This window comes from Pseudomonas duriflava, from assembly GCF_007830155.1.
Lineage (GTDB): Bacteria > Pseudomonadota > Gammaproteobacteria > Pseudomonadales > Pseudomonadaceae > Chryseomonas > Chryseomonas duriflava.
The window spans coordinates 147,972-172,380 of record NZ_VLKY01000006.1 but is presented as its reverse complement, the minus strand read 5'-3'; the positions used below and the strand labels follow the sequence as shown (position 1 = coordinate 172,380).

Genomic DNA, 24,409 nt, shown 5'->3' with positions numbered 1-24,409 from the left:
TCCGCCCGGTAGCGCTGAACTCTCCGGAGCTACCAAGGGTCAGGTGACAAGACCCATTGGCAGACTCTCCGGGAGCTTCGTCATGAAAATATCACTTGATGGCCAGGTGGCCCTGGTCACCGGCAGCAGTTCCGGTATCGGTGCCGCCTCTGCCAAGGCACTGGCAGACGTCGGTGCTGCAGTTGCAATTAACTACCACTCTAATGCCGAGCCCGCTGAACAACTGGCCGAAGAAATAAACGCGGCAGGCGGTAGGGCCATTGCCGTTGGTGGCGACGTAGGTGATGAGCAAGACGTCGACCAGATGTTCGCCAAGACACTGGAAGCTTTTGGTCGATTGGATATTCTCGTAGCTAATGCCGGTCTGCAACGGGATGCGCCCTCGGCCGACATGTCGCTGAAGGACTGGAATCAGGTTATTCAGTCCAATCTTACCGGCCAGTTCCTGTGCGCCCGTGCGGCGATCCGCCAGTTCCTGGAGCAAGGCGTTAACCCTGAACTGTCGCGTGCGGCTGGCAAAATCATTTGCATGAGTTCCGTCCATGAAGTTATTCCCTGGGCCGGTCATGTCAACTATGCCGCCTCCAAAGGAGGGGTCAGTCTGATGATGAAGACCCTGGCGCAGGAGATGGCACCCAAACGTATTCGCATTAACAGCATTGCCCCTGGTGCTATCGCGACCGCCATCAATGAAGAGGCTACAGGCAATGAAGAAGGACGACGCCAGTTGCTAAAGCTGATTCCCTACAAGCGTGTCGGGGATGTCGAAGACATCGGCAATGCTGTCGTTTGGCTCGCCTCTGATCTGTCCGATTATGTTGTAGGTGCCACCCTGTTCGTGGATGGCGGTATGAGTCTTTATCCAGGCTTCGAAGACAATGGCTGAAACGGCGCGAACAGTGATACGGGACATCGAACACCACGGCATTATTGGCGACTTGCGCACCTGTGCATTGGTCGCCGATGATGGCACTATCGATTACCTATGCTGGCCTAATCTGGACAGCCCCTCCGTTTTCACTGCCCTGCTCGACTCGGATATCGCCGGGCTATTCAGCCTTGCCCCAGACTGGTCGGATGCACGTCGCCTGCAACTGTATCTGCCGGACAGCAACGTATTGCAAACCCGTTGGCTCGCCGAAAGCGGCGTGGCCGAGCTGACCGACCTGATGCCGATCTGTTCGGATGAGGACGCCTTGCCTCGCCTCATCCGGCGAGTTGTAGCCATCAAGGGCGAGGTCCGTCTCAGAATGCGCTGCGCGCCTCGCCATGACTATGCGCGCGCCCGAACACAAGCTATTGCCGACGATGACAGCGTACGCTTCGAGGCGGAAGGTCAGCCCAGTCTCCGCCTTGCAGCCAGCATCCCTCTAGAGCTCGACGAAGAGGCCGCCGTCGCGATGTTCACCCTGCATGAGGGCGAGCAAGCGCTGTTCGTCTTTGGTTCGGCCGACGATGAAAAAGTCATCGCTGACAACATAGAACCTTGTCTGCAAGATACCTTACATTTCTGGCAGAACTGGACACGTAAGAGCCATTATCGCGGGCGGTGGCGGGAAATGGTCGAGCGCTCAGCCTTGGCGTTGAAAGTACTGACATCACGCAAGCACGGCTCGATCGCCGCGGCTGCAACCTTTGGCCTGCCGGAAACACTCGGCGGCGAGCGTAATTGGGATTACCGTGCGACCTGGGTCCGCGATGCATCCTTTACCGTATATGCCTTCATGCGCTTGGGCTATACCGAAGAAGCCAATCATTTTATGCATTGGATTGGTCAGTGCATTGAAAACAGTACTGAGCTACCACACAAGCTGCAGGTCATGTATCGCTTGGATGGTCACTGTGAGTTCAAGGAAGAGTCGCTCGATCACCTTTCCGGTCATGCTTACTCAACCCCAGTACGCATTGGTAATGATGCCTACCGGCAAGTTCAGCTGGATATCTATGGTGAACTGATGGATGCCGTCTACCTAGCTAATAAATACGGTGAAGCAATTTCTCACCAGGGCTGGCAACGGGTCATTCGAATTACCGATTATGTATGTGAAAACTGGCAAAATCCCGACGCAGGCATTTGGGAAATTCGGGGAGAGCCACAGCATTTCCTACATTCACGCCTGATGTGCTGGGTTGCCATAGACCGGGCCTTACGCCTGGCCATAAAACGCTCATTGTCTATGCCCTACCAGCGCTGGTACGACGCCCGTGCAGCGATCCATGACGACATCTGGGCTAACTTCTGGAATAAGGAGAAGGGTCATTTTTCTGCCACCCGCGGAGGGGATTCGCTGGATGGCGCCCTACTGCTGATGCCTCTGCTGCGTTTTGTCAGCGCCACTGATCCTTGCTGGCTCGCCACGCTGGATGCCATCAAGAACACTCTGGTGCACGACGGCATGGTTAAGCGCTATCAGTTGGCTGATACCCCCTCTGATACCCTGAAAGGCGAAGAAGGCTCCTTTACAGCTTGCTCCTTCTGGTACGTAGAGTGTTTAGCTCGTGCAGGTCGCCTGGAAGAAGCCCGTCTGGAATTCGAGAAAATGATCCGCTACGCCAACCCACTGGGCCTGTTTTCCGAGGAACTCGACGCACGCGGGCATCACTTGGGCAATACACCTCAGGCCTTGAGCCATCTGGCTCTTATCAGCGCCGCATTTTTTATCGATCGCAAGCTCAGCGGCAACGGTACGCAATGGCAACCTTGAAGGATGACGTTGTTTTATAGTAGCCCGATACATGCGGCAAGAACGTCATGACTTACAGGCACGAGCATACAGTGGGCCTGAAAAACATAACCTGAGTGCCTCGATGGCGTTATGAGCTAAGAGGCTTGTTTCATGGCGCTTCCAGCCCTCCTCCCCATAACACTTTTACCTCACATCTCGCCTGCACACTAAATTTACGCTCCGCTTAAAGGGGCTTTCGTGGTATCTTTTTAAGTTGAACGATCAATTAATAATGAACCTATAGGGCAAGGACTCGCCCTCGATGCTGTCTTAAAGCCAGCCACCTGACAGAACCGCCACTTGCCGGAAGCCGGCGGTATCCGCTGTACAGGTTTTGGCTTCTGCCTACAGGAGAATGACTCCATGAGCAGTACACCCTCATCCGGTACTGTACGCCTCAATCCCCCCCCTTTTTATTGCGCCGCCCTTTTCATCCTGCTGTTCGCGCTGATTGTGATCGGCTTTCCCGAACGCGCTGGTACCTGGTTACTCAAGGCCCAAACGTGGGCTTCTCAAACCATTGGCTGGTATTACTTGCTGGCCATGACGCTTTATCTACTTTTCGTTGTCGTAACCGCCCTATCGGGCTATGGCAAGATCAAACTGGGTGCCGATCATGACCAACCGGAATTTAGCTACCTGTCCTGGGCAGGTATGCTATTTGCCGCCGGGATCAGCATTACACTCTTCTTTTTCTGTGTTTCCGAGCCGCTAACCCATTTCGCACAGCCGCCTCAGGGCGAGGCCGGAACCCAGGCCGCCGCGCGTCAGGCCATGCAGCTGCTGTTCCTGCATTGGGGCCTGCATGGTTGGGGGGTGTTTGCCCTGGTTGCCATGGCATTGGCTTACTTTGCTTATCGGCACAACCTGCCGCTAGCCTTGCGCTCGGCGTTGTATCCGCTGATTGGCAAACGTATCAACGGCCCCATCGGTCACGCTGTGGATTGCTTCGGTATTATCGCCACCGTCTTTGGTTTGGGCGCAGACATGGGGTTCGGCGTTTTGCAGCTCAACTCCGGGCTCGACTACCTCTTCGGTATTCCTCATACCCAATGGGTACAAGCCCTGCTGATCGTTGTCATGATGGGCGCTGCTATCCTTGTGGCGGTGTCTGGCGTGGACAAGGGCGTTCGTATCATGTCCGACCTCAACATGCTGCTCGCCGTCGGACTCCTGCTGTTCGTGCTGTTCGCCGGTCCGACCCAGCACCTGCTCAATACGTTGATCCAGAATATCGGTGACTACCTGGGCGCCGTACCAACCAAGAGCTTTGACCTGTACGCCTATGACAAACCATCGGACTGGCTGGGCGGCTGGACGGTCTTCTATTGGGCCTGGTGGATCGCCTGGGCGCCTTTCGTAGGCCTGTTTATTGCTCGCATTTCCCGCGGCCGTACCATTCGCGAATTCGTTTTCGGTGTGTTGTTCATTCCGCTCGGCTTTACCCTTGCGTGGCTGTCCATCTTTGGGAATAGCGCCCTGGAACAGGTGCTGAACCATGGCAGGCTCGACCTTGCCCAGACAGCGCTCAGCGAGCCGTCCCGTGTGCTCTATGACATGCTTGAGAGCTATCCCGCCAGCCGCCTCGTTATCGCCGTAACGGTATTCGTAAGCTTTGTATTCTTTGTGACCTCAGCCGATTCCGGCACGGTGGTATTGTCCACTTTGTCCTCGAAGGGGGGCGAAGCGGACGAAGATGGTCCCAAATGGCTGCGTGTTTTCTGGGGCGCCGTGACGGCCCTGGTTACCGGCGGGCTTTTGGTTGCCGGCAGTATGGACGCACTCAAGTCAGCCGTTGTACTAACATCGCTGCCATTCTCCCTGGTGCTCCTGCTCATGATGTGGGGCTTGCATAAGGCCTTCCACCTCGAGTCGCAACGGCAACGGGCCCAGTTGTATTCTCTGGCTCCGGTAACGCCAACGCATTCCCGACGCAGCGGTGGCTGGCGCCAGCGCTTGGCGCAGGCTGTGCATTTCCCATCGCGGGATGAGGTCTATCGCCTCATGGATACGGTCGTCCGTCCAGCCATCGAGGATGTGGCCGAAGTATTTCGGGAAAAAGGGCTTGCCGTGCAGGCGGACCTGGATCCGAACAATGCCAGCCTCAGCCTGGAAATCGGCCATGGCGAGCAGCATCCCTTTATCTACCGGGTCATCATGCAGGGGTATTTCACCCCTAGCTTTGCTCGAGCAGGCATGGGTGGGTTGCACCTGAAAAACCGCCGCTATTACCGGGCTGAGGTTTACCTGGCTGAAGGTAACCAGGACTATGACTTGGTAAGCTACACCAAGGAGCAAATCATCAACGATATGCTCGACCAATATGAACGGCACCTGCAGTTCCTGCATCTGGTGCGCTAGTAATAATCGGGCAGGTCAAGGCCTGCCCGATCCTGAATCGGAAGAATGGATCGGCAGTGAAAGGGTAAAACACGAGCCCTTGCCTACCTCACTTTCTACATGGATATCGCCGCCTGATTGCCGGGCAAAGCCGTAGACTTGTGGCAATCCCAGCCCGGTTCCCTGCCCTTCGCCCTTAGTGGTAAAGAAAGGCTCGAATAAACGGCTCAAAATGGCTGGCTCGATCCCCGTCCCATTATCCGTGACGCTGATTGCCACCTGAGAGCCGGCTCCTTCGTCGATACCTTGATAAACCTGTACGGTAATATGGCCTCGGCCTGCGCTTACGGCATCGCGTGCATTGATAACAAGATTGAGCAGGGCCACATCAAACTGGCTCGTGTCTGCTTTCACCCAGTATGCCTGGGAAGGCAAGATGAATGACAAGGTAGCACTCTGGCCCACGCTGGTACGCAGGATGTGTTCGAGCTTGTGGATCCGCTCACCAACCTCGAACACCTCCAGCGCCAGGGGTTGCTGACGGGAAAAAGCCAGTAACCGGTGGGTCAGGCTGGCGGCCTGCTCGGTCACCTGCCGACCGTAGGCTACATACTGTTGGCGTTTCTCGTCAGGTAGATCCGGGCGTTCCAACATGCTCAGCGTCGTGCTCATGACCGTCAGCAGATTATTGAAGTCATGGGCAACGCCTCCGGTCATCTGACCCAGCGCCTGCATTTTTTGATTTTGTCGCAAGGCCTCTTCTGCCGCTGCCCGTTGCTCCCGCTCGTATTCTCGGGTCGAGTCCACGGCATTGATACGCTGAGCGGACCATAGCGTGATACCTCCCAATAGCGCAGCAGTACAGGTTGCGACCGCAGCCAGCAGGAACAGCTCCGAATACCACCCCTGAAGCTCACTCCAGGCTGCGATCCAGTTGATAACGACCGGCAACCCCAGCATGAAAGGCAACAGCCGCCGTGCTTCACGGCCGCCCAGGGTATCGCTGACAAGCAATGCGACCCAACCCTCAACCGGGGGCATCATCAGCACCCCCAGCGACAGGACGGTCAGAGCAAGCGCCGTAGGGATCGCAACGCTGGAAAATCCGACGATACCGTAGAGCGGGGAGGTTTCGAACAGGTAAGCCAGCAAAGTCGACACGGCAATGAGTAAGCTCAGCGTTGTCGCACCTACGCCGAACCAACACAGTGACGCGCGCCCCTTGGTTAACAGGCTGCCGGATAAAAATAGATAGCACCACGCAACGACTTCCGACATGAGCCCTGGATAAAGCCGGCCCGGCTGCGCCTGTACCGCTTCAGGAAAAAACCAGCTATCAATTCCTATGCTAAGACCCGTCCTGCGTTCGATTAGCGTGAGCAAACAGAGCACAGCCACAAGTGCCGCCGGAACACATGATAGCCGTGAAAGATGGGGAAAAGGTTGCAAACCAAACAGCAACGAGAGTCCAACCAGACCAGCATTCATAGCGGTGATTGGTTGTGTGAACGGAAAGCCGGGCAACAGTGATTTGGCAGCCCCGATATCAAATGCCCAGCCGGTAAGGTTGACCAGCCCAAGCCCTATGCCAAATACCGCGCACAGCAGTGTCCATAACCGAGGGCTCGGCACCCACGATCCAACAGCATGTTCAGCCACAACGTGTTTGTTGGGCACTATGAACGAAAAGCGTCCTTTCACCCTGAATCTCTATCAATAGCCACGCAGTGGTAGAAATATTCAATGGATGGTCCATGGCCTATCGGTTCGAGCGGCCTCGCCTTAATCCCTGTTCCGGCATGATCAACCTAACGGCGACTATTGGCAGAAAATACTGTGTCTGCAAACAGGGAATTGTTGCACCAAGTGAACCAAACGACCTACTTCTACTGATAAACCAGCGAGGCGGCAGTCCGTACGAGTAGCGGCCTATTAATTAGAGTAGCCGCCACGCACAATGGCATTATGCGTATACTGCGTAACCTAGCGCGGCTACGCCGTTAGTGGCTGCCCTGTCGATGGAATTCAAGCATTGCCTCAGCCAGCTACTCCATACGGCTTTTTGCGCCGTACCCCTGCCCTGCAGTGGGTGTTGTTGATCGTTATCTCCGGCCTGGTCTCCTTTATACTAGACCGCGCTGGCTTTCCCGCCGCCCTGTTTCTGGGCCCCATGTTGGTTTCGATTGCTTTTGGCGTAAACGGTGCCACGATCCGTCTACCCAAGCCCCTGTTTCAGATTAGCCAGGGGGTTGTGGGTTGCCTCATCGCACATGCCATGACAGCTGCGGTTCTGCTCATGGTCGCCCAGCACTGGCCCCTCATGCTCTTGTCTACGTCGATTACCGTGTTGCTCAGTGTGCTGGTTGGCCTGTTTCTCGTACGCTTCGGCGGTCTGCCAGGATCTACCGCCGCCTGGGGTACAACGCCTGGCGCCGCGTCGGCGATGGTAGCGATGGCCGAGGAATACGGGGCGGATTCCCGCATCGTTGCAACCATGCAGTATGTCCGGGTGGTATGCGTCGTCATGATCAGTGCCCTGGTAGGCCGCTTCCTGGGCGCCGAGGGCACGGGGGCGGCAACACAGGCCGCCCAACTGGAATGGAACTGGCAGAGCCTGAGCTCATTTGCCGTGACGCTGGGTGTGGTCGTAGTTGGGGCTTGGCTAGGCCGACGCCTGCCTGCCGGTGCACTGATGCTGCCAATCGTGCTTGGCACATTGGTTCAGTTAGGGGCCGGTATCCAAATCACCCTCCCTCATTGGTTGCTGGCTCTGGCGTTTGGCGCCATGGGTTGCTACGTGGGGCTGCGCTTCGATCAGGCTACGGTCCGCTATGTGATGCGGGCGCTGCCCAAGATGATCTTTGCCTCGCTGATGTTGATCGCCCTATGCGCCGTTTCAGCCCTGCTACTGGCTCACCTGATGGACAAGGACTTTCTCTCTGCCTACCTCGCTACAAGCCCGGGCGGTCTGGATTCCATGGCCATCATTGCGGTGGAAAGCCATGCCGATGTTGGCCTTGTTCTAGCCATGCAGGCCTTGCGGTTACTCGGAGTGATCGTAACCGGGCCTTTCCTGGCCCGGCAAATCGCCCGCTTCGCCAAGCCTGCATAGAGCCCGTAAGCGCAAGGCGCTAACGCCGTGGCTTGGCCCGTGCCGTGGCCTCGGCGATCAGTGGGTCGTCTGGCCAGTAATGTTTGGGATAGCGCCCTTTCAGATCCTTTTTTACTTCGATATAGGTACTGCGCCAAAAGTTAGCCAGGTCCTGTGTTACCTGGACTGGTCGTTGTGCTGGCGAAAGCAGATGCAACTTCACCGCGACGCGACCGCCAGCGATGCGCGGTGTGTCGGCCAGCCCGAACATCTCCTGCAAACGTACCGCCAGCACAGGCGGCTCCTCACTATAGTCTAGGCGAATACGAGAGCCAGAAGGCACCTCAAGGGTCTTGGGCGCCAGCTCGTCTAGCCGGGCCGGCAGTGGCCAGGGCAACATCCCTTGCAGAATGGACGCCAGATCCAGCTGGGCAAAGTGGGCTAGACGGCTGACACGCCCCAGATACGGCAGCAGCCAGTTCTCCAAGCTATTGAGCAATGCCGCATCGGACACGTCCGGCCATTCGCTTTGGCCATCACACGCAAGGTCCAGACGCCGCAGCAGGCCGACCCGTGCCTGCCACTGGCGCAGCTCAGGAGTCCAGGGCAGTAACTCCAAGCCCTTGCGGCGTAGCAGCCCCAACAAGGCCTTTCCGCGAGCCGACTCATCCAGATCGCGCAGGGCTTCGCGCGCCAGCACCAGCTCACCTATACGCTGCTGACTCTCGGCTTTTAGCACTCCTTCACGCTCGTCCCAGTCCAACCGTTCCTGTACCGAAACCTGCTCGGCCAGGGGGCCGGCAAACAGAGCCGGGTCCAACTCGGCAGCCAAATAGATGCGCTCTTCCCGCTGCCCCTGCCGACTCCCCAGATCCGCCACAACCAACCAGGGCGACTTCATTAAAGCATCGGCCTCATTGAACAGCGCAGCACGCCCATTAGCCAGTCGGTACTCGGCCCCACCCGCACGACGCTGTTGGGCGATCCGATCCGGGTAGGCAAAGGCTAACAGGCAACCAACCCAACGGGGATGTTCCGGGTCACTGACCGCCTCGCTCGGCTGGCCTCTCAGCAGGCCGCGAAACTGCCGGGAAAGCTGACGGATACGGGACACACTGCCTTTCGGCCCTTTACCTTGTCCGGCCAGTAAGGCCAATCGATGGTAAAGGTCGGCACCTTCGCCCCGTAGCACGTCACGCTCGGAAAGCAGCGCTGCCAGGTCGCAGGCCAGCTCGGTCAACCCGAGCGCCTGTCCACGTAGCAGCAGATGCGCCAGACGAGGATGTGCGGGCAAGCCGCTCATGGCCTGCCCATGAGAGGTCAACGCAGAGCGATCCGGGGACAAGGCCTTCAGGCGCATCAGCATATCCTGGGCCTGGGACAGGGCTGCGGCAGGCGGCGGATCCAACCAGACCAACTCGTCTGCGGCTGCTCCCCAGCGGGCCAGTTGCAGGGCAAGCGAGGACAGATCCGCCTGGAGTATTTCAGCCGTGTCATAGGCCGGCAGTTGCTCATGTTGTGCTTCCGACCACAGGCGATAGCACACACCCGGTTCAAGACGCCCTGCTCGCCCCGCTCGCTGCGTAGCCGAGGCGCGAGAGATACGCCGGGTTGCCAGACGGGTCATGCCGCTGTTGGGGTCAAACGCCGGTGCCCGTGACAGGCCGGCATCTACCACCACCCGTACGCCTTCGATAGTCAGGCTGGTCTCGGCAATATTGGTTGCCAGAACTACCTTTCGCACACTTGACGGGGGAGGCTCAATCGCAGCGCGCTGAGCTGACAGTTCCAGCTCACCATACAGCGGTGCCAGCCGAATATCGGGCCGAGCCCCTAAAGACTGCTCTAATTGTTCATGCACACGCCGGATTTCAGCCTGCCCCGGCAAAAAAACCAGAACGCTGCCCTGCTCTTCGTCCAACGCCTGTAGCACCGTTTGGACGACCCTTGGCTCGAGACGCTCGTCAGCGGTATACGGCCGCCCCCAGCGGGTCTCGACGGGAAACATCCGACCCTCACTACGCACCACCGGCGCCTCGTCAAGCAGCTTTGAGAGCCGCTCACCCTCCAGCGTAGCGGACATCACCAGCACCTTGAGCGGAGTGTCACGCAGCAAGGCGCGACCATTAAGCGTTAGCGCCAGGGCCAGATCGGCATCCAGGCTGCGCTCGTGAAATTCATCAAAGATCACCAGCCCCACGCCCTCAAGCGCCGGATCGTCCTGCAAGCGCCGGGTCAGAATACCTTCAGTAACCACCTCGATCCGGGTACGCGGCCCGACCTTGCTGTCCAGCCGGATGCGATAACCCACCGTTTCGCCAACCGCCTCGCCGTATTCCGCTGCCAACCGCTCCGCGGCGGCACGGGCCGCCAGACGGCGGGGTTCCAACATAAGTATGCGTTGCCCAGCCAGCCAGGGCTCATCAAGCAGGGCCAGCGGCACGCGTGTGGTCTTGCCCGCGCCAGGCGGGGCTTCCAGCACGGTTTCATCACGCTGGGCCAGGGCGGCACGTAGGGCAGGCAGTACGGCGTCGATCGGTAAGGGTGTCATTGGCAGCAATTTGTGGTCATAAGCGTGGGCCGACGATTATAACGATCCCAACGGCCCGCTTCCGGCGCTTCGTTGCGCCCGTTATAGTGCGGCTCCCTAACCCATGGAGGTGTTTATGCCGATGCGCACTCGACTGATCTGCGGCGCTCTTGCCGCTGCGGTACTCACCCAACTCTCTGCCTGCGGCACCCTGTTCTTCCCGGAACGTCGCGGCCAGATCACCGGACAGATAGACCCCGGCATTGCTATCCTGGATGCGGTTGGCCTGCTTTTTTACGTTATCCCCGGCTTGATCGCCTTTGGCGTTGATTTCGCCTCTGGCGCTATCTACCTGCCCAACGACAAGTATTCGTCCGTAGATCCGACCAAACTCAAGGACGCGATCAATGCCGACGGCACTGTTGACAAGGCCAAGCTCAAAGCCATTATCGAGCGGGAAACCGGCCATAACCTGCCCCTGACTGATCCGCGCCTGATCCAGCGCAGCGGCAGCGTGCAGCAGTTGGCGGCCTATGGTCTACGCCCCGCAGCTTGATCGATGAGTACACCTGCCGAGCAGGCCCGCCTGCTCAAGCTGGCAACAACTGCTTCGCTGTCAATCGCCGGCGTGCTCATTGTAGCCAAGGCAGCTGCATGGTGGTTCAGCGGCTCGGTTAGCCTGCTCGCCGGGCTGACCGATTCGTTGCTGGATGGCGCTGCTTCGCTGTTCAACCTGCTGGCGGTGCGCTACGCCCTCAAGCCCGCTGACGACGACCACCGCTACGGCCATGGCAAGGCAGAATCTCTGGCAGGAGCCGGGCAAGCCCTGTTCATCACGGTAAGCGCCATCCTGATCGGCATCCAGGCGGTTAACCGTCTGCAAAATCCCGAGCCGCTTGGCACACCCCTGCTGGGCATCGCCGTGATGATTCTTTCGCTGGTACTGACTGCCGGCTTGCTCTTGTTCCAGCACCGCGTTATTCGAGCAACGGGCTCCGCCGTTATCCGCGCCGACTCGCTGCACTACCGCTCTGACCTGCTACTCAACAGCAGCATTCTGATCGCCCTGGTGCTATCGGCCTACGGCTGGGACAGCCTTGATGCCCTGTTCGGCCTTGGCATCGCCCTGTACATTTTCTGGAGCGCTCTGGGCATCGCTCGGGATTCGTTCAACGTATTGATGGACCAGGAGCTGCCGTACGAAGTCAGCGAGCATATGTTGGCCCTGGCCTGTAGCGTTCCTCAGGTACTCGGTGCCCATGACCTGCGGACCCGAATCTCCGGCAGCAGCTGGTTTGTACAGCTTCACCTGGAACTGCCCGGCGAGATGACCCTATCCGAAGCTCATCGCCTGTGTGACGAGGCCGAGGCAGCCATCCTGGCAGAATACCCTCAGGCCGAAGTGCTGGTTCACGCTGACCCGCTGGATGCGCCCGATGTACCTCATCGTCACCCGCTGCCACCCGCGTGCCGCTCACGTACCTCCTCAGAGCCCTGAGCGGCACGCTTGGCTATTCCACTGAGGCTGTGTGTCAGGCGGTCAGTAAGCGACGCTATAGCCTTTTCCGCTCAAGCAGGCACCCATGGCCCGACGATAGCGATCAACCTGATCACTCACCACCGCCGCCTTCGCTCGTGCAGGATCAAACCCACTTTCGTTGGCGGCCCAGCGGTAACAATCGTAGCGGTCCTGTTCAAGTTGCGCCTGGCTTTGACCTCGGGCGGGATAGGCTACGACATCGTAGGCATTTCCGGTCGCGGCATAACCGCTGCTCTGAATTGGAGGGTCGACCACAACATAGCCACCACCGCTCTGAGGCAGGTAATAATTTCCTGCTACGAAATAGTAGGTAAGCCCGCCGATAACAAGCGTCTGGGTGAAGTAAGGCAACACATTTATATATAGGCCACGCGGTGGGCTAACAACCACATACTTCCCCCCATAGGGACTGTACCAGTAGCCATCGGCATAAAAGTACTCTCGGTCGCGATGCCGGATACGGGCGAAACCGGGCGGAATACCGCGCACGATAAAACCGGGTCGCCGATCCGGATAAGGCCCCCACCCATGGCGCTCGTCCCGATCATACCTGTAGCCAGGCGAGGGATGGCCGCTCCATTGATCACGATCCCACTGCCGGTTAGGGTCGTAGTCTGGATGATCGTAGCGAGGCCGCTGCGCATCCCAATCGCGATTGAGGTCGTTTGGACCAGAGCGCTCCCAACGTGGCCGCTCATCGCCCCGGCGCACCGCGTCAGGACGGTTCCAGCCATCTTCACGGGAAGTATTAGCGCGGGACGGCGGGGCTGTGATGAAGCGCACCCCATTCTCGTCGACCCGCTCCGAAGGTTGCCGCGGATCATCATGGCGGCGGTGATCATACGTCACACCAGGACTATGGCGATCAAAGCCCGGCCGCTCGACACCGGAGCCGTCACGTCCAATTGCAGGCTCACGCAAGGGCCGTTCAGAGCGCTCTCCCGGTGCTACGGAGCGGCCCGAAGCGTGATCAGAATGACGACCTTGCCGACTGGTCTCACCAGCCCCGCGATCCGCATTTGAGTGACCCATGCTCGGGCCTGCTTGAGATGTTTCCAAGGGCGGAGCAGCCAGGGCCTGCCCCAAGGCCAGAGTAACCAGGCCGGTACTGAGCGAACGCCAGAGGCGCTTCATGTTGATAATCTCCTTTCGCCTTCCGGCCAGCCGTGCACGATGCAGGCGCCGGATGGCCCCTTCAATTTAAACGACGGAGCGGTAGCAAGGCGAGCGCAGAGAGATAGATGGAGAGAGAGACCTGTAACCACAAACAACAGGCATAAAAAAAGGAGGCTTTCGCCTCCCTTGGAATCCCTCGTCCCTCGAGCCGCTTGTGGCGGCTGCTGCGATCGCACACCTCTCGTGAAGGGTGCGTTGCCCGGGCGCGGCGCGGCGTGATACGTCGGCGGCTGATGCAGTTCGCCCTCCTGGGGCTCACCGGTGGACTGTTCATCCGGGCTATCGAATCTAGGGTTTAAGCTTATGCCTATCCCGCTGCGCAAAGTTTGCGTTTTTTGCACTAGATCCTATATTTTCAGCAACCAGAAGTTAAAAAAATCTATAAATCGCAATTTTCTAAAGGTTCCTTTCAAAAATGGACAAACTGGATCGTTACGATCTACGCATTCTGGCGGAGCTGCAACGCGATGCCCGTATCTCTAATCAGGAGCTGGCCGAACGCATCGGCCTATCGCCCTCACCTTGTTCGCGACGCGTAAAGCAACTGGAAGACGAAGGCTATATCTCTCGTCAGGTGGCCCTGCTGGACCGTAAGAAGCTGGGGCTAACCCTTACTGTGTTCGTACTGATCGGCATGGATCGTCACACACCCGAGCGATTCGAACATTTCCAGTCGATTATTCGGCAATGTCCGGAGGTACTCGAATGCAGCCTGGTCACAGGAATGGATGCGGACTACCAACTCAAGGTTGTCGTGCCTGATATGGATCACTATCAAAAGCTGTTGCTGGGTACGCTTACCCGGATTGAAGGGGTTTCGAGCGTACGCTCAAGTTTTGTACTCAACCAGGTTATTTCCAGCACCGAATTGCCGCTTGAGCACTTGCGTACCTAACGATTTCCGGCGGCAAGCCCTATACTGTGCACTGAGTAGACGTAAGGTCTCTGCCTTACGCAAAGCGACCTGCCAACCGCCCTGCTCTCAGGGTCGGTGCACCTTTGAGTCTCTACTGAATTTTCGCGCCGGCAGAGAATGAATCGCTGCTGGTCTAGCTCTGAACAAATCAAAGATCGGCTTACGGCTTTGCCGTTTTCGCTGTGCAGGACGCTTATCAGTCGAAGCAAGCCCACGTGATGAGCCGATCGTTCCTATCTGTGCTGATGAGGTTGCGATGCTTACGCTCACTATCAATGGGGCCGACCATCAGGTCGATGTGCCCGACGACATGCCCTTGCTTTGGGTCTTGCGCGATGTGCTGGGAATGACCGGTACTAAATATGGCTGCGGTATCGCCCAATGCGGCGCTTGCACGGTTCACCTGGACGGCATGGCCGTACGCTCCTGCGTCCTGCCAGTGAGCAACATTGCCCAAGGACAGAAGATCGTCACTATCGAAGCGGTAGGCCAGTCGGATCTGGGTAAAAAGGTACAGAACGCCTGGCTGGAGCATGAGGTTGTTCAGTGCGGCTACTGCCAGTCCGGCCAGATTATGTCTGCCGTGGCGCTTCTTGATAAAAAGCCCCAGCCGAACGATGAGGACATCGATGCCGGCATGTCTGGCAACATCTGCCGCTGCTGTACTTACACCCGCATTCGCGGCGCGATCAAAAGCGTATCCCAGGCCTAAGCGGAGCACGAGCCATGACCAAGAACGTATCGGCCCAGGCCGTGAGCCTGTCGCGCCGTCGGTTGCTTCAGGCCAGCGGCATCGCCGTTGGAGGCCTGCTGCTCGCCACAGCCATGCCGTTCGCCCGGCGCAGCTACGCCGAGCAATATGTCAACAAAGGGCCGGAGGATGCGCCGTTGAGCACCTCGACGGCCCTCGGTGCCTTTTTACGGATCGGCCATGACGGCCGCGTCACGCTGATCTCGCCCAAGATCGAGATGGGCCAGGGCGTCCAGACCGGCTTTGCCATGATGGTGGCCGAAGAACTGGAAGTCCCACTGAATCAGGTTGTCATCCAGGAAGCCCCGCCGAACGAAAAGCTCTATGGAGATAAACTGCTCGGCTTCCAGGCTACCGGTGGCTCGTCTTCTACCCGCAGCAACTGGGAGCCCATGCGTGAAGCGGCTGCGGCTGCCCGGATAATGCTCATTCAGGCCGCTGCAAACCAATGGGGCGTCTCGCCTGCCGAGTGCCGCGCCGAGAACGGCATGATTATCGGCCCAGGCGATCGCCAGATCGGCTATGGAGAGGTCGTCGACGCTGCCGCTCAGCTCCCCGTTCCCGAGAGCGTACCGCTGAAAAAGCCCGAAGACTTCAAAGTCATCGGCCAGCCACTGCGCCGCCTCGATACACCAGGCAAAGTAGACGGCTCCGCCAAGTTCACCATTGACCTGCAAGTCCCCAATATGAAGATCGCTACCACGAGCACGTGCCCCGTTGTAGGGGGTAAGCTGCTGGCCGTGGATGACAGTCGTGCACGTGCACTGCCCGGCGTCCGGGACGTAATCAAGCTGGACAACGCTGTCGCCGTGATTGGCGATCACATGTGGGCTGCCCTGCAGGGTCTCAAAGCCCTGGATATCCAGTGGGACTACGGCCCGCACGCTACTATCGACTCCGAGCAGATCGAGCGCGCGTTGCATGCCGCCTTTGACCGTGAGGGCGCTATCGCCACCGAGGTCGGCGATATCAACAAGGCGATTGGCAGTGCCTCCAGCAAGATCGAAGCAGAATACGAAATGCCGTTTTTGGCCCATGCAACCCTGGAGCCAATGACCTGTGTCGCCCAGGTGCGTGGCGATACGTGTGAATTATGGGTAGGTACCCAAGTGCCGGTGATGGCCGCCGCGGCAGCCGCCCAGGGTTCTGGCGTACAGCCGGAAAACGTCATCGTCAATAACCAGCTCATCGGCGGCGGCTTCGGACGCCGGCTCGAAAGCGACTTTATCAACCAAGCGGCAGCGATTGCCAAACAGGTCGATTACCCTATCAAGCTGGTTTGGTCCCGTGAGGAAGACACAGCACATGACCTGTATCGCCCCCACTATATCGACCGATTTTCGGCCGGCCTGGACAGTAACGGCATGCCGGTGGGCTGGTCGCACACCATTGTGGGCGCGTCGGTATTGGCCCGCTTCGCCCCTGCTGCCGTTCCGCCCAATGGGCTGGACGCCGATGCGGTAGAGGTTTCGAACAAGCCCATCTACAAACTGGCCAACCTCAAGGTGCGCTACGTGCCCGAGGCGCCCAAGGCTATTCTCAATTCCTGGTGGCGAGGTGTAGGCCCGTTGCACGGTGCCTATGTCATGGAAAGCTTTATCGACGAGCTGGCCCTGGCAGCCAAGCAAGACCCGGTTGCCTATCGCCTGAAACTGCTCGACGAACATCCGCGTGCTCAGGCCGTGCTCAAACTGGCGGCTGAGAAGGCTAATTGGGACCAGAAGCTTCCGGCTGGTCATGGCCGCGGCATTGCGGTTCAAGAGGTTTTTGGCAGTTATCTGGCCACTGTCGTGGAGTTGCAGGTGGACGCGCAAAACGGCATTCATATCAACCGTCTGATCTGCGTGGCCGACTGCGGTATCGTCACTAACCCTACCTCGGTGCGCTCGCAGCTTGAGGGCGGCACTTTATTTGGCCTATCCGCAGCATTGTTCAACGAGATTACCGTTCATGAAGGCCGGGTCGAGCAGAGCAACTTCCATGACTATCGACAACTGCGTATGAGCGATGCTCCTCCCGTGGAAGTTCACATCATTCCCAGCGCGGAGCTGCCAGGCGGAATCGGCGAAGCCGGTACAGCCATGATTGCCCCCGCCCTGGTCAATGCCCTGCATGCCGCAAGCGGCAAGCGTATTCGTCGCTTGCCCCTGGCACGCGCCGGTTATCACGTGGTTTAAGGAGCCCCTATGAACGTATTCTCTACCCTCTGGGGATCGGTCACCCGGGGTACGTTGAACGGTGCCGTTTCGGTGGCACTTACTCTGACTGCCTTGTCCGTACAGGCGGCCGACGATGCGACCATCAAGCGCGGCGAGTACCTGGCCCGCGCGGCCGACTGCGTCGCCTGTCACCTCGACGAAAACGGCGGAAAGCCTTATGCGGGAGGACGCGGATTCAAATTGCCGTTCGGCATGCTGTACTCCCCTAACATTACGCCCGATAACGAAACCGGCATTGGCACCTGGAGCGACGACGACTTCGTCAATGCCATGCAGAAAGGCGTCGGTAAGGACGGTAAGCACTACTATCCGGCTTTCCCGTATACGTCCTACACCCTCATGTCACGGGACGATATCCTGGCGATCAAGGCCTATCTGTTTAGCCTGCCGCCGGTAAAGCAGCCCAACAAGGAGAACGATATCAGCTTCCCCTTCAACCAACGCTGGGGAATGATGTTCTGGAACTTCCTGTTCAACCCGAACGAGCGCTTCCAGCCGGACCCGTCCCAATCGGCGGAGTGGAATCGGGGCGCTTATCTGGTGGAGGGTGCTGGTCATTGTGGCGAGTGCCATACGCCGCGTAACCTGTTCCAGGCGCGGGATAGCTCTCGCAATCTCGGTGGTGCCGTAATCCAAGGCTGGAAGGCTTATAACATCAGTGGTGACAAGGCGACGGGCATTGGCGCCTGGCCGGACGAGGCGTTGGCTTCTTACCTGTCTACTGGTCATGCGGAAGGCTATGGCGTTGCAGCCGGGCCCATGGCGGAAGCCGTCAATCACAGCCTGCGCCACCTGACTCCAGAAGACATCCGTGCCATGGTGGTCTATCTGAAGTCAGTGCCGGCCCAGACCTATGGATTAGCCCGCCCCGAGCCGAAGATGCTGAGCCCGGAGCCACCGGCCAAAGGTAATAATCCGCTGGGACAGAAAACGTTTGCCGACGCCTGTGTGAGCTGTCACCTATGGGATGGCACGGGCCGACAAAGTACTTTTGCAGCTCTCAAAGGCTTGCGTACGGTCAACGATCCGGAAGCGACCAATCTGGTACAAGTGTTGTTAGGCGGGGGCAAACTGGAAAACCCGCATGGCGATCATTTCATGCCAGGGTTTGCTCGTGCGTATTCAGATCAGGAACTAGCCGCCGTAACCAACTTCGTGCTCGACCACTTCGGCCATGCCAAGGGCATGATAACGGCCGAAGAAATCGCCAAACGACGTAATCCAGAGTAATGCGCTCTTTAGCCTGCGTCCTATCACCTGGGCGCAGGCTATATCCCTTCATATCAAAGGGTCTTTAAGACTACTACCTTAACTGCTACCCTTCGCGCCGCTTACACTAACCGCCTTTCCGCTTTACCCGACAAGTGGATGTTTTACTGCAAGGATGTGCTATGAAACCTGCCGATCAGGTTATGCAAAGCTATGGCCGCTGCTGTGCCAGTCCCGACTTTTTCGACAATTTTTACCGCCGCTTTCTAGCGAGCTCTCCCCTGATTCAAGAGAAGTTCCTGAATACGGACATGACGGCGCAAAAAGCGCTGCTGCGGCAGGGCATCATGAACTTGGTCATGGTCGCTCGTGGGATGCCGGATACTAAACTGCGCGCTCTAGGAGAAAGTCATAGTCGTCAGCGCATGGATATCCGTCCGGAGCTTTACGTTTTCTGGATAGAGGCCCTGCTTGCGACCATTCAAACCCACGACCCACAGTGCGACGAGACTATACTGGCGTCCTGGCGTGAGGTACTGGGCGAGGGCATTCGGGTGATTACGACGGAATATTGAGCGGCCCGCTTCTAAGGGGCGCACTCCCTTGGGTTAGTGCGCCCTGCTTTCATCTTATGGCAGCCGCGCCGGTACTTCCCGCCATTCGCCCGGCTCCAGCCCTTCCAGCGACCACGGTCCGATTCGAACCCGCACCAGGCGCAAAGTAGGCAAGCCAACCGCCGCCGTCATTCGCCTTACCTGGCGATTACGACCTTCGCGAATCACAAGCTCCAGCCAGGCCGTTGGTACACTTTTGCGAAAACGCACCGGTGGATTACGCGCCCACAGCTCGGGCTCCGGCAGGAGGCTTGCCTCGGCGGGCAAGGTCGGTCCGTCATTGAGCTCAACTCCCTGCCGCAGTTGTTCCAACTGTTCTTGGGTCGGCGTACCTTCCACCTGCACCCAGTAAGTCTTGGCCAACTTGTGCTTTGGATCGGCAATGCGTGCTTGCAAGCGACCGTCATTAGTCAGAAGCAAAAGTCCTTCACTGTCTCGATCAAGACGCCCGGCCGGGTAAATACCAGGAATCGGCACGAAATCCTTGAGCGTGGCTCGCCCTTCTCCGTCGGAAAACTGGGTAAGCACATCGAAAGGCTTGTTGAGCAGGATCAGGCGAGGCTCAACGGGCGGCGTCTTGGCTACACGACGAGGACGAGGGGGTTGGGCAGGACGGGCTGAACGAGGCATGATGGGTACGGACTAAACCTGATAACAGACCGCTTCGCCGCGTCCGGCAGCGGCCATTGATGGACAGGTATCGAGTGTACCGAAAAATCGCGACTCGATTTTCACTCACCGGCATATGAATGCCCTTTTGATGGGACACGCATGCGAATTTTCCGCTCCCTCTGGCTGGTCAATCTTCTTGCCCTGGCAGGCTGTAGCGCCCCGGAATACAACGGTCCACCCTCGGATCATTTCGACGGCGAAAATTTTTATAACCTTGAGCCCTTTTCTAAAAAGAGTTTCTGGACCCTGATCAAATGGCAACTCACCCGCGAACGGCCCGAATGGGTCTGGCAGGATTTGCCCGCTCAGCCAAGCGTACCGCCGGAGCGGGTGCACGGCGACGCCCTGCGCGTTACCTATATCAACCATGCCACCCTTCTCATCCAGCACCGCGGCCTGAACATATTGACCGATCCGGTCTGGTCGGAGCGGGTCAGCCCGTTCAGTTTTATCGGTCCCAAACGCTATCATGATCCTGGTGTGGCGTTGGAAAACCTGCCGCCTTTGGATCTTATCTTTGTCAGCCACAGCCACTACGATCACCTGGACTTGGCTACCCTGCGCCGGCTCGCCGAGAGGAATCCCCTGACGCCTGTGATCACCCTGCTTGGCAATGCCGCGCTGATCCGGAAAGAGGCGGGTTTTGGCAACGTGACGGAAATGGACTGGTGGCAGAGCCAACCGCTGGGTCAGGATATAACCCTGCATGTCGTTCCCTCCCAACACTGGTCAGCCCGTACCCGCTTTGATACCAATCGCACCCTCTGGGGCGGATTTGTTCTCGAATCGCCCAGCGGCCCGCTCTATTTTCCAGGAGACACGGCCTGGGGTGGCCATTTCCAGCGCATCTACGATCGCTTCGGCCCGATGCGCTTCTCAGCACTATCTATTGGTGCCTATGAGCCACGCTGGTTCATGCGTTCCAGTCATATGAATCCCGAGGAGGCCGTAGCGGCTCATAAGGTTTTGCAGTCCCAGACCAGTATGGGAATCCACTTCGGCACGTTTCCGCTCAGTGATGAAGAGCAATTCGCTCCACCACGCGACCTAGCCGCCGAGCGACAGAAGCAGGGGCTTCCGGATGAGGCCTTTCGGGCACCGTTGCCGGGCGAGAGCTGGGACATTACCGTACGGCCCGTATCGGAGGACGCCTCCTGATGCAGCCTGAGCGCATGAGTAGGGAGGGCGACCTCCCAGACCACCTGCCGAGGCGGTCCTCCCTGCCCTCAGTAACGTATCTGCTTGCATGACCACTCAAGCCGCAACACCTTCCTCGCCTCCGGAACGAGGGCGTACTGCCGAGCTATTCCACTACAGCCTGCGCGCCCTGGCGCTGGTCTGGTCGACTTCACGCAGGCTCACCCTAGGGTTGGCGTTCGCTACAGTGGTGGCAGGTCTCTTACCTGCGCTGGCGGCTTGGCTAGGTAAGCAGATCGTCGATGCTGTCGTGGCGGCCATGCAGCTCCATCAGTCCCAAGGCGAGGCACCGCTATGGCCTGTGTTGCGCTATGTGCTCCTGGAGGCTGGTGTGGTGGCACTAATCGCCGCCGCCCAGCGCGGGCTGTCTGTCCAGCAGTCCTTGCTGCGTGTTCTACTGGGTCAGAAAGTCAACCTGATGATCCTGGAAAAGGCCCAGCAACTTTCGCTGGCCCAGTTCGAGGATTCCGAGTTCTACGACAAGCTCACCCGTGCCCGACGTGAAGCGTCGGTACGACCGCTGTCTCTGGTTAACAAACTGTTCAGCCTTATCCAGAACGGGATTTCCCTGGCCAGCTTTGCCGTCCTGCTCGTGCATTTTTCACCGTGGGCGTTAGCCATTCTGGTCATCGGCGCCCTGCCGGTCTTTTTTGCTGAGGCCAAATTCTCAGGGGATGCGTTCCGCCTGTTCCGCCGACGTTCGCCTGAAGCACGCTTGCAAACCTATATCGAGGCGGTGCTGGCCCGCGAAGATCACATCAAGGAAGTTAAGCTGTTCGGCTTGGCTCCACTTCTGCTCCAGCGCTACCGGGATATCTTTGCCACGCTTTATACCGAAGACCGTGCCCTGACAATCCGTCGGGACAGCTGGGGATTTCTGTTCGGCCTGCTGGGTACGCTGACCTTTTATATGGCCTACGTCTGGGTGGTCATCGACACCGTGAACGGCCGTGTCAGCCTGGGTGAAATGACCATGTACCTGCTGCTCTTCAAGCAAGGCCAGTCCACCATCAGTGCCAGCCTCAGCGCCATCAGCGGGATCTATGAAGACAATCTGTATCTGTCCAACCTGTATGAGTATCTGGAGCATCCCGTAGCGGCCGAACAGGGCAGCCTTACCGAGGGCATTTGCCCGGGCGACGGTATTCGCTTCGAGGAAGTAGGCTTTCATTACTCTGGCGCCGCGAAGCCCGCTTTGGAAGGGATAAATTTTCACCTGCGTCCCGGTCAAAGCCTGGCCTTGGTCGGCGAGAACGGCTCTGGAAAAACGACCCTGATCAAGTTATTGACCCGCCTCTACAATCCCAGCCAGGGCCGTATCCTGCTCGACGGCAGCGATCTGCAGGACTGGAATACCGAGGCGCTGCAGCAGCGGATCGGCGTTATCTTTCAGGACTTCATTCGCTACCAGTTGAGTGCTGGAGAAAACCTGGGAGTGGGCGATGTAGCCGCATTCAACAATGAATCCCGCTGGCAGGATGCCGCCCAAAGGGGACGGGCCAGCGATTTCATCGAGCAGCTTGGCCAAGGCTATCAAACCCAATTAGGACGCTGGTTCAAAGGCGGACAGGAGCTATCGGGCGGGCAATGGCAGAAGATTGCTCTATCCCGCTCTTACATGCGCGACAAGGCCGATATTCTCGTGCTCGACGAGCCCACTGCCGCCATGGATGCTGCTGCCGAGGCCGAGGTATTCGAACAGTTTCGCCAGCATGCCCAGGGCAAGATGACCATTCTCATCTCTCACCGCTTTTCTACCGTCCGAAGCGCCGACCACATCATCGTGCTTGAGCAGGGTCGTATTCTGGAACAGGGACATCACGCCGACCTGCTCGCCCATAGCGGACGCTACGCCCACCTATTTCAGCTACAAGCCCGCGGCTATCACTAGCCCAAAGCGCATTAGCACACATTCATATTATGTCAACCTTTATCATCCCTTCATTTTTTACAAAGTATGAGGCATTCTCGGCGACCTTTTAAAATAATTGAGACGGCCCCTGCTGGTCGTATTGCTTGGAAAAGCCCTTTATGTATGTCTTCATGGCTCTCATTTTCGTGCTCGGATACATCTGTATCGCATGCGAGCACACCCTGAAAATCGACAAGGCAGCCTCGGCTCTGCTGACGGCTGTTCTGTGCTGGACCTTACTGGTACTGGGTGCCGACCAGATCCTGCCGCACCTGAATCCAGCGGATGACAACACCCATATTGTGGTTGAGGAATTGCGCCATCACTTGGGCGAGATCTCGGAGATTTTGTTCTTCCTCATGGGGGCCATGACCATTGTCGAACTGGTTGATGCTCATGAAGGGTTCAAGGTCATCACTGATCGCATCCGTACCAGCAAGCGAGTGTATCTGCTGTGGCTCGTGGGGCTGATTACGTTCTTTCTCTCGGCCGCGCTGGATAATCTGACCACCACCATCGTTATGATTTCGCTCCTGCGCAAGCTGATCGGTGATACCAAGGAACGCTGGTTCTATGCCGGGATCGTGGTTATTGCCGCCAATGCCGGAGGTGCCTGGTCTCCCATCGGTGATGTCACTACCACCATGCTCTGGATTGGCAACCAGATCTCTGCCAGCGGCATCGTAGTCAGCCTGTTCCTGCCCAGCCTGGTGTGCCTGCTGGTGCCGCTGATCCTGCTTAGCTTTACCCTCAAAGGCGAGACGGCCCGTGCTCATACGGATGAGCCTGAGGACAGCGCGAATGCCACGACAGCGTTCGAGCGCAATCTGGTTTTCGCCCTGGGTATCGGCGCGCTGCTGTTTGTCCCGATTTTCAAAACGGTAACGCACCTGCCGCCATACATGGGCATTCTGCTTGGCCTGGGTGTGCTATGGATTGCAACAGAGGTGATCCATCGCGGCAAGAACGATGAGGATAAGCATCCGCTTTCTGTTATCGGCGTGCTGCGCCGCATCGATATGCCTAGCGTATTGTTCTTTCTCGGCATTCTCCTGGCCGTCTCGAGCCTTGCTACGGCAGGTCATCTCGTTCAGGTAGCTACATGGCTGAAAGACAGCCTGGGTAATGTCTACGCAATCAACATCGCCATTGGCCTGTTGTCTTCCGTGGTCGATAACGTACCGCTGGTAGCAGGTGCAATGAAAATGTATCCCTTGATCACACCGGATGCCCTGTCAGCCGCTAACAGTGCGGATGCAGGCTGGCTCGATCACTTCCTGGTCGATGGCACTTTTTGGGAAATGCTGGCCTACTGCGCCGGCACTGGCGGTAGCTGCCTGATCATCGGTTCAGCCGCTGGCGTGGCGGCCATGGGTATGGAGAAGATCAACTTCATGTGGTATCTCAAACGCATGAGCCTGTTGGCCCTGCTGGGCTACCTGGGCGGCGCCGCGACCTATATCGCCCTGGCCACTCTGGTCTGAACCTACAGCTTTACGCCTTGCAACCGAACAAA

General features: G+C 58.1%; 18 protein-coding genes. 14 read left to right on the top strand and 4 right to left on the bottom strand.

The annotated features are described in order from the left end of the window. Positions 1-82 precede the first annotated feature (82 nt). The 3 genes from IQ22_RS10475 to betT all read left to right on the top strand — a co-directional run bounded on the left by IQ22_RS10475 (position 83) and on the right by betT (position 5,087). Complete coding sequence (locus tag IQ22_RS10475) at positions 83-886, top strand: SDR family oxidoreductase (protein ID WP_145141477.1); 804 nt, start codon at positions 83-85, stop codon at positions 884-886. Further along, positions 879-2,705, top strand: coding sequence for a glycoside hydrolase family 15 protein (locus tag IQ22_RS10470; protein ID WP_145141475.1), 1,827 nt, complete (start codon positions 879-881; stop codon positions 2,703-2,705). The genes IQ22_RS10475 and IQ22_RS10470 overlap by 8 nt, the downstream gene beginning before the upstream one ends. A 384-nt stretch (positions 2,706-3,089) precedes the next feature. Continuing rightward, positions 3,090-5,087, top strand: coding sequence for a choline BCCT transporter BetT (gene betT, locus IQ22_RS10465; protein WP_145141473.1), 1,998 nt, complete (start codon positions 3,090-3,092; stop codon positions 5,085-5,087). Between the two features lie 15 nt (positions 5,088-5,102). Here betT and IQ22_RS10460 read toward each other — a convergent pair whose 3' ends face one another. Further along, complete coding sequence (locus IQ22_RS10460) at positions 5,103-6,767, bottom strand: sensor histidine kinase (RefSeq protein WP_145141471.1); 1,665 nt, start codon at positions 6,765-6,767, stop codon at positions 5,103-5,105. A gap of 331 nt (positions 6,768-7,098) precedes the next feature. On the opposite strand from IQ22_RS10460, the gene IQ22_RS10455 reads away from it, so the two are divergent. Further along, positions 7,099-8,178: an AbrB family transcriptional regulator gene (locus IQ22_RS10455; protein WP_244309081.1), complete on the top strand. Its 1,080-nt coding sequence runs from the start codon at positions 7,099-7,101 to the stop codon at positions 8,176-8,178. 19 nt (positions 8,179-8,197) lie between these two features. Here IQ22_RS10455 and hrpB read toward each other — a convergent pair whose 3' ends face one another. After that, entirely contained in the window at positions 8,198-10,708 is a 2,511-nt protein-coding gene (hrpB, locus tag IQ22_RS10450) for an ATP-dependent helicase HrpB (RefSeq protein ID WP_145141469.1), read from the bottom strand. Between the two features lie 115 nt (positions 10,709-10,823). Between hrpB and IQ22_RS10445 the strand changes: the two genes are divergently transcribed. Together IQ22_RS10445 and IQ22_RS10440 are read left to right on the top strand one after the other, a co-directional pair. After that, positions 10,824-11,243 carry a polyribonucleotide nucleotidyltransferase gene (locus tag IQ22_RS10445; RefSeq protein ID WP_145141466.1) on the top strand — a complete coding sequence of 140 codons (420 nt, stop codon included), beginning with the start codon at positions 10,824-10,826 and terminating at the stop codon, positions 11,241-11,243. Between the two features lie 3 nt (positions 11,244-11,246). Then, the gene (locus tag IQ22_RS10440) at positions 11,247-12,185 is read left to right on the top strand and encodes a cation diffusion facilitator family transporter (protein WP_145141464.1); all 939 of its coding nucleotides are present in this window, start codon (positions 11,247-11,249) and stop codon (positions 12,183-12,185) included. Between the two features lie 42 nt (positions 12,186-12,227). On the opposite strand, the gene IQ22_RS10435 is transcribed toward IQ22_RS10440, so the two are convergent. Beyond that, positions 12,228-13,361 (bottom strand): DUF6515 family protein, encoded by a 1,134-nt coding sequence (locus tag IQ22_RS10435; RefSeq protein WP_145141462.1) that lies wholly within the window; start codon positions 13,359-13,361, stop codon positions 12,228-12,230. 457 nt (positions 13,362-13,818) lie between these two features. On the opposite strand from IQ22_RS10435, the gene IQ22_RS10430 reads away from it, so the two are divergent. The 5 genes from IQ22_RS10430 (at position 13,819) to IQ22_RS10410 (ending at position 19,073) form a co-directional block, all read left to right on the top strand. After that, positions 13,819-14,298, top strand: coding sequence for an Lrp/AsnC family transcriptional regulator (locus IQ22_RS10430; protein WP_145141460.1), 480 nt, complete (start codon positions 13,819-13,821; stop codon positions 14,296-14,298). A gap of 277 nt (positions 14,299-14,575) precedes the next feature. Continuing rightward, the gene (locus tag IQ22_RS10425) at positions 14,576-15,031 is read left to right on the top strand and encodes a (2Fe-2S)-binding protein (RefSeq protein WP_145141458.1); all 456 of its coding nucleotides are present in this window, start codon (positions 14,576-14,578) and stop codon (positions 15,029-15,031) included. Between the two features lie 14 nt (positions 15,032-15,045). Next, on the top strand, positions 15,046-17,247 hold the full coding sequence (locus tag IQ22_RS10420) for a xanthine dehydrogenase family protein molybdopterin-binding subunit (RefSeq protein ID WP_145141456.1): 2,202 nt from the start codon (positions 15,046-15,048) through the stop codon (positions 17,245-17,247). Between the two features lie 9 nt (positions 17,248-17,256). Further along, on the top strand, positions 17,257-18,519 hold the full coding sequence (locus IQ22_RS10415; RefSeq protein ID WP_145141454.1) for a cytochrome c: 1,263 nt from the start codon (positions 17,257-17,259) through the stop codon (positions 18,517-18,519). A 161-nt stretch (positions 18,520-18,680) separates the two neighbouring features. Continuing rightward, positions 18,681-19,073, top strand: coding sequence for a globin (locus tag IQ22_RS10410; RefSeq protein ID WP_145141452.1), 393 nt, complete (start codon positions 18,681-18,683; stop codon positions 19,071-19,073). Positions 19,074-19,127: 54 nt separating this feature from the next. Here IQ22_RS10410 and IQ22_RS10405 read toward each other — a convergent pair whose 3' ends face one another. Further along, positions 19,128-19,742: a pseudouridine synthase gene (locus tag IQ22_RS10405; RefSeq protein WP_145141450.1), complete on the bottom strand. Its 615-nt coding sequence runs from the start codon at positions 19,740-19,742 to the stop codon at positions 19,128-19,130. Positions 19,743-19,883: 141 nt separating this feature from the next. On the opposite strand from IQ22_RS10405, the gene IQ22_RS10400 reads away from it, so the two are divergent. From IQ22_RS10400 to nhaD, 3 genes are all read left to right on the top strand, one after another. After that, on the top strand, positions 19,884-20,942 hold the full coding sequence (locus tag IQ22_RS10400) for an MBL fold metallo-hydrolase (protein WP_145141448.1): 1,059 nt from the start codon (positions 19,884-19,886) through the stop codon (positions 20,940-20,942). A gap of 88 nt (positions 20,943-21,030) precedes the next feature. Further along, positions 21,031-22,872, top strand: coding sequence for an ABC transporter ATP-binding protein (locus tag IQ22_RS10395; RefSeq protein WP_145141446.1), 1,842 nt, complete (start codon positions 21,031-21,033; stop codon positions 22,870-22,872). Between the two features lie 140 nt (positions 22,873-23,012). Continuing rightward, complete coding sequence (gene nhaD / locus IQ22_RS10390) at positions 23,013-24,377, top strand: sodium:proton antiporter NhaD (RefSeq protein WP_145141444.1); 1,365 nt, start codon at positions 23,013-23,015, stop codon at positions 24,375-24,377. Positions 24,378-24,409 lie beyond the last annotated feature (32 nt).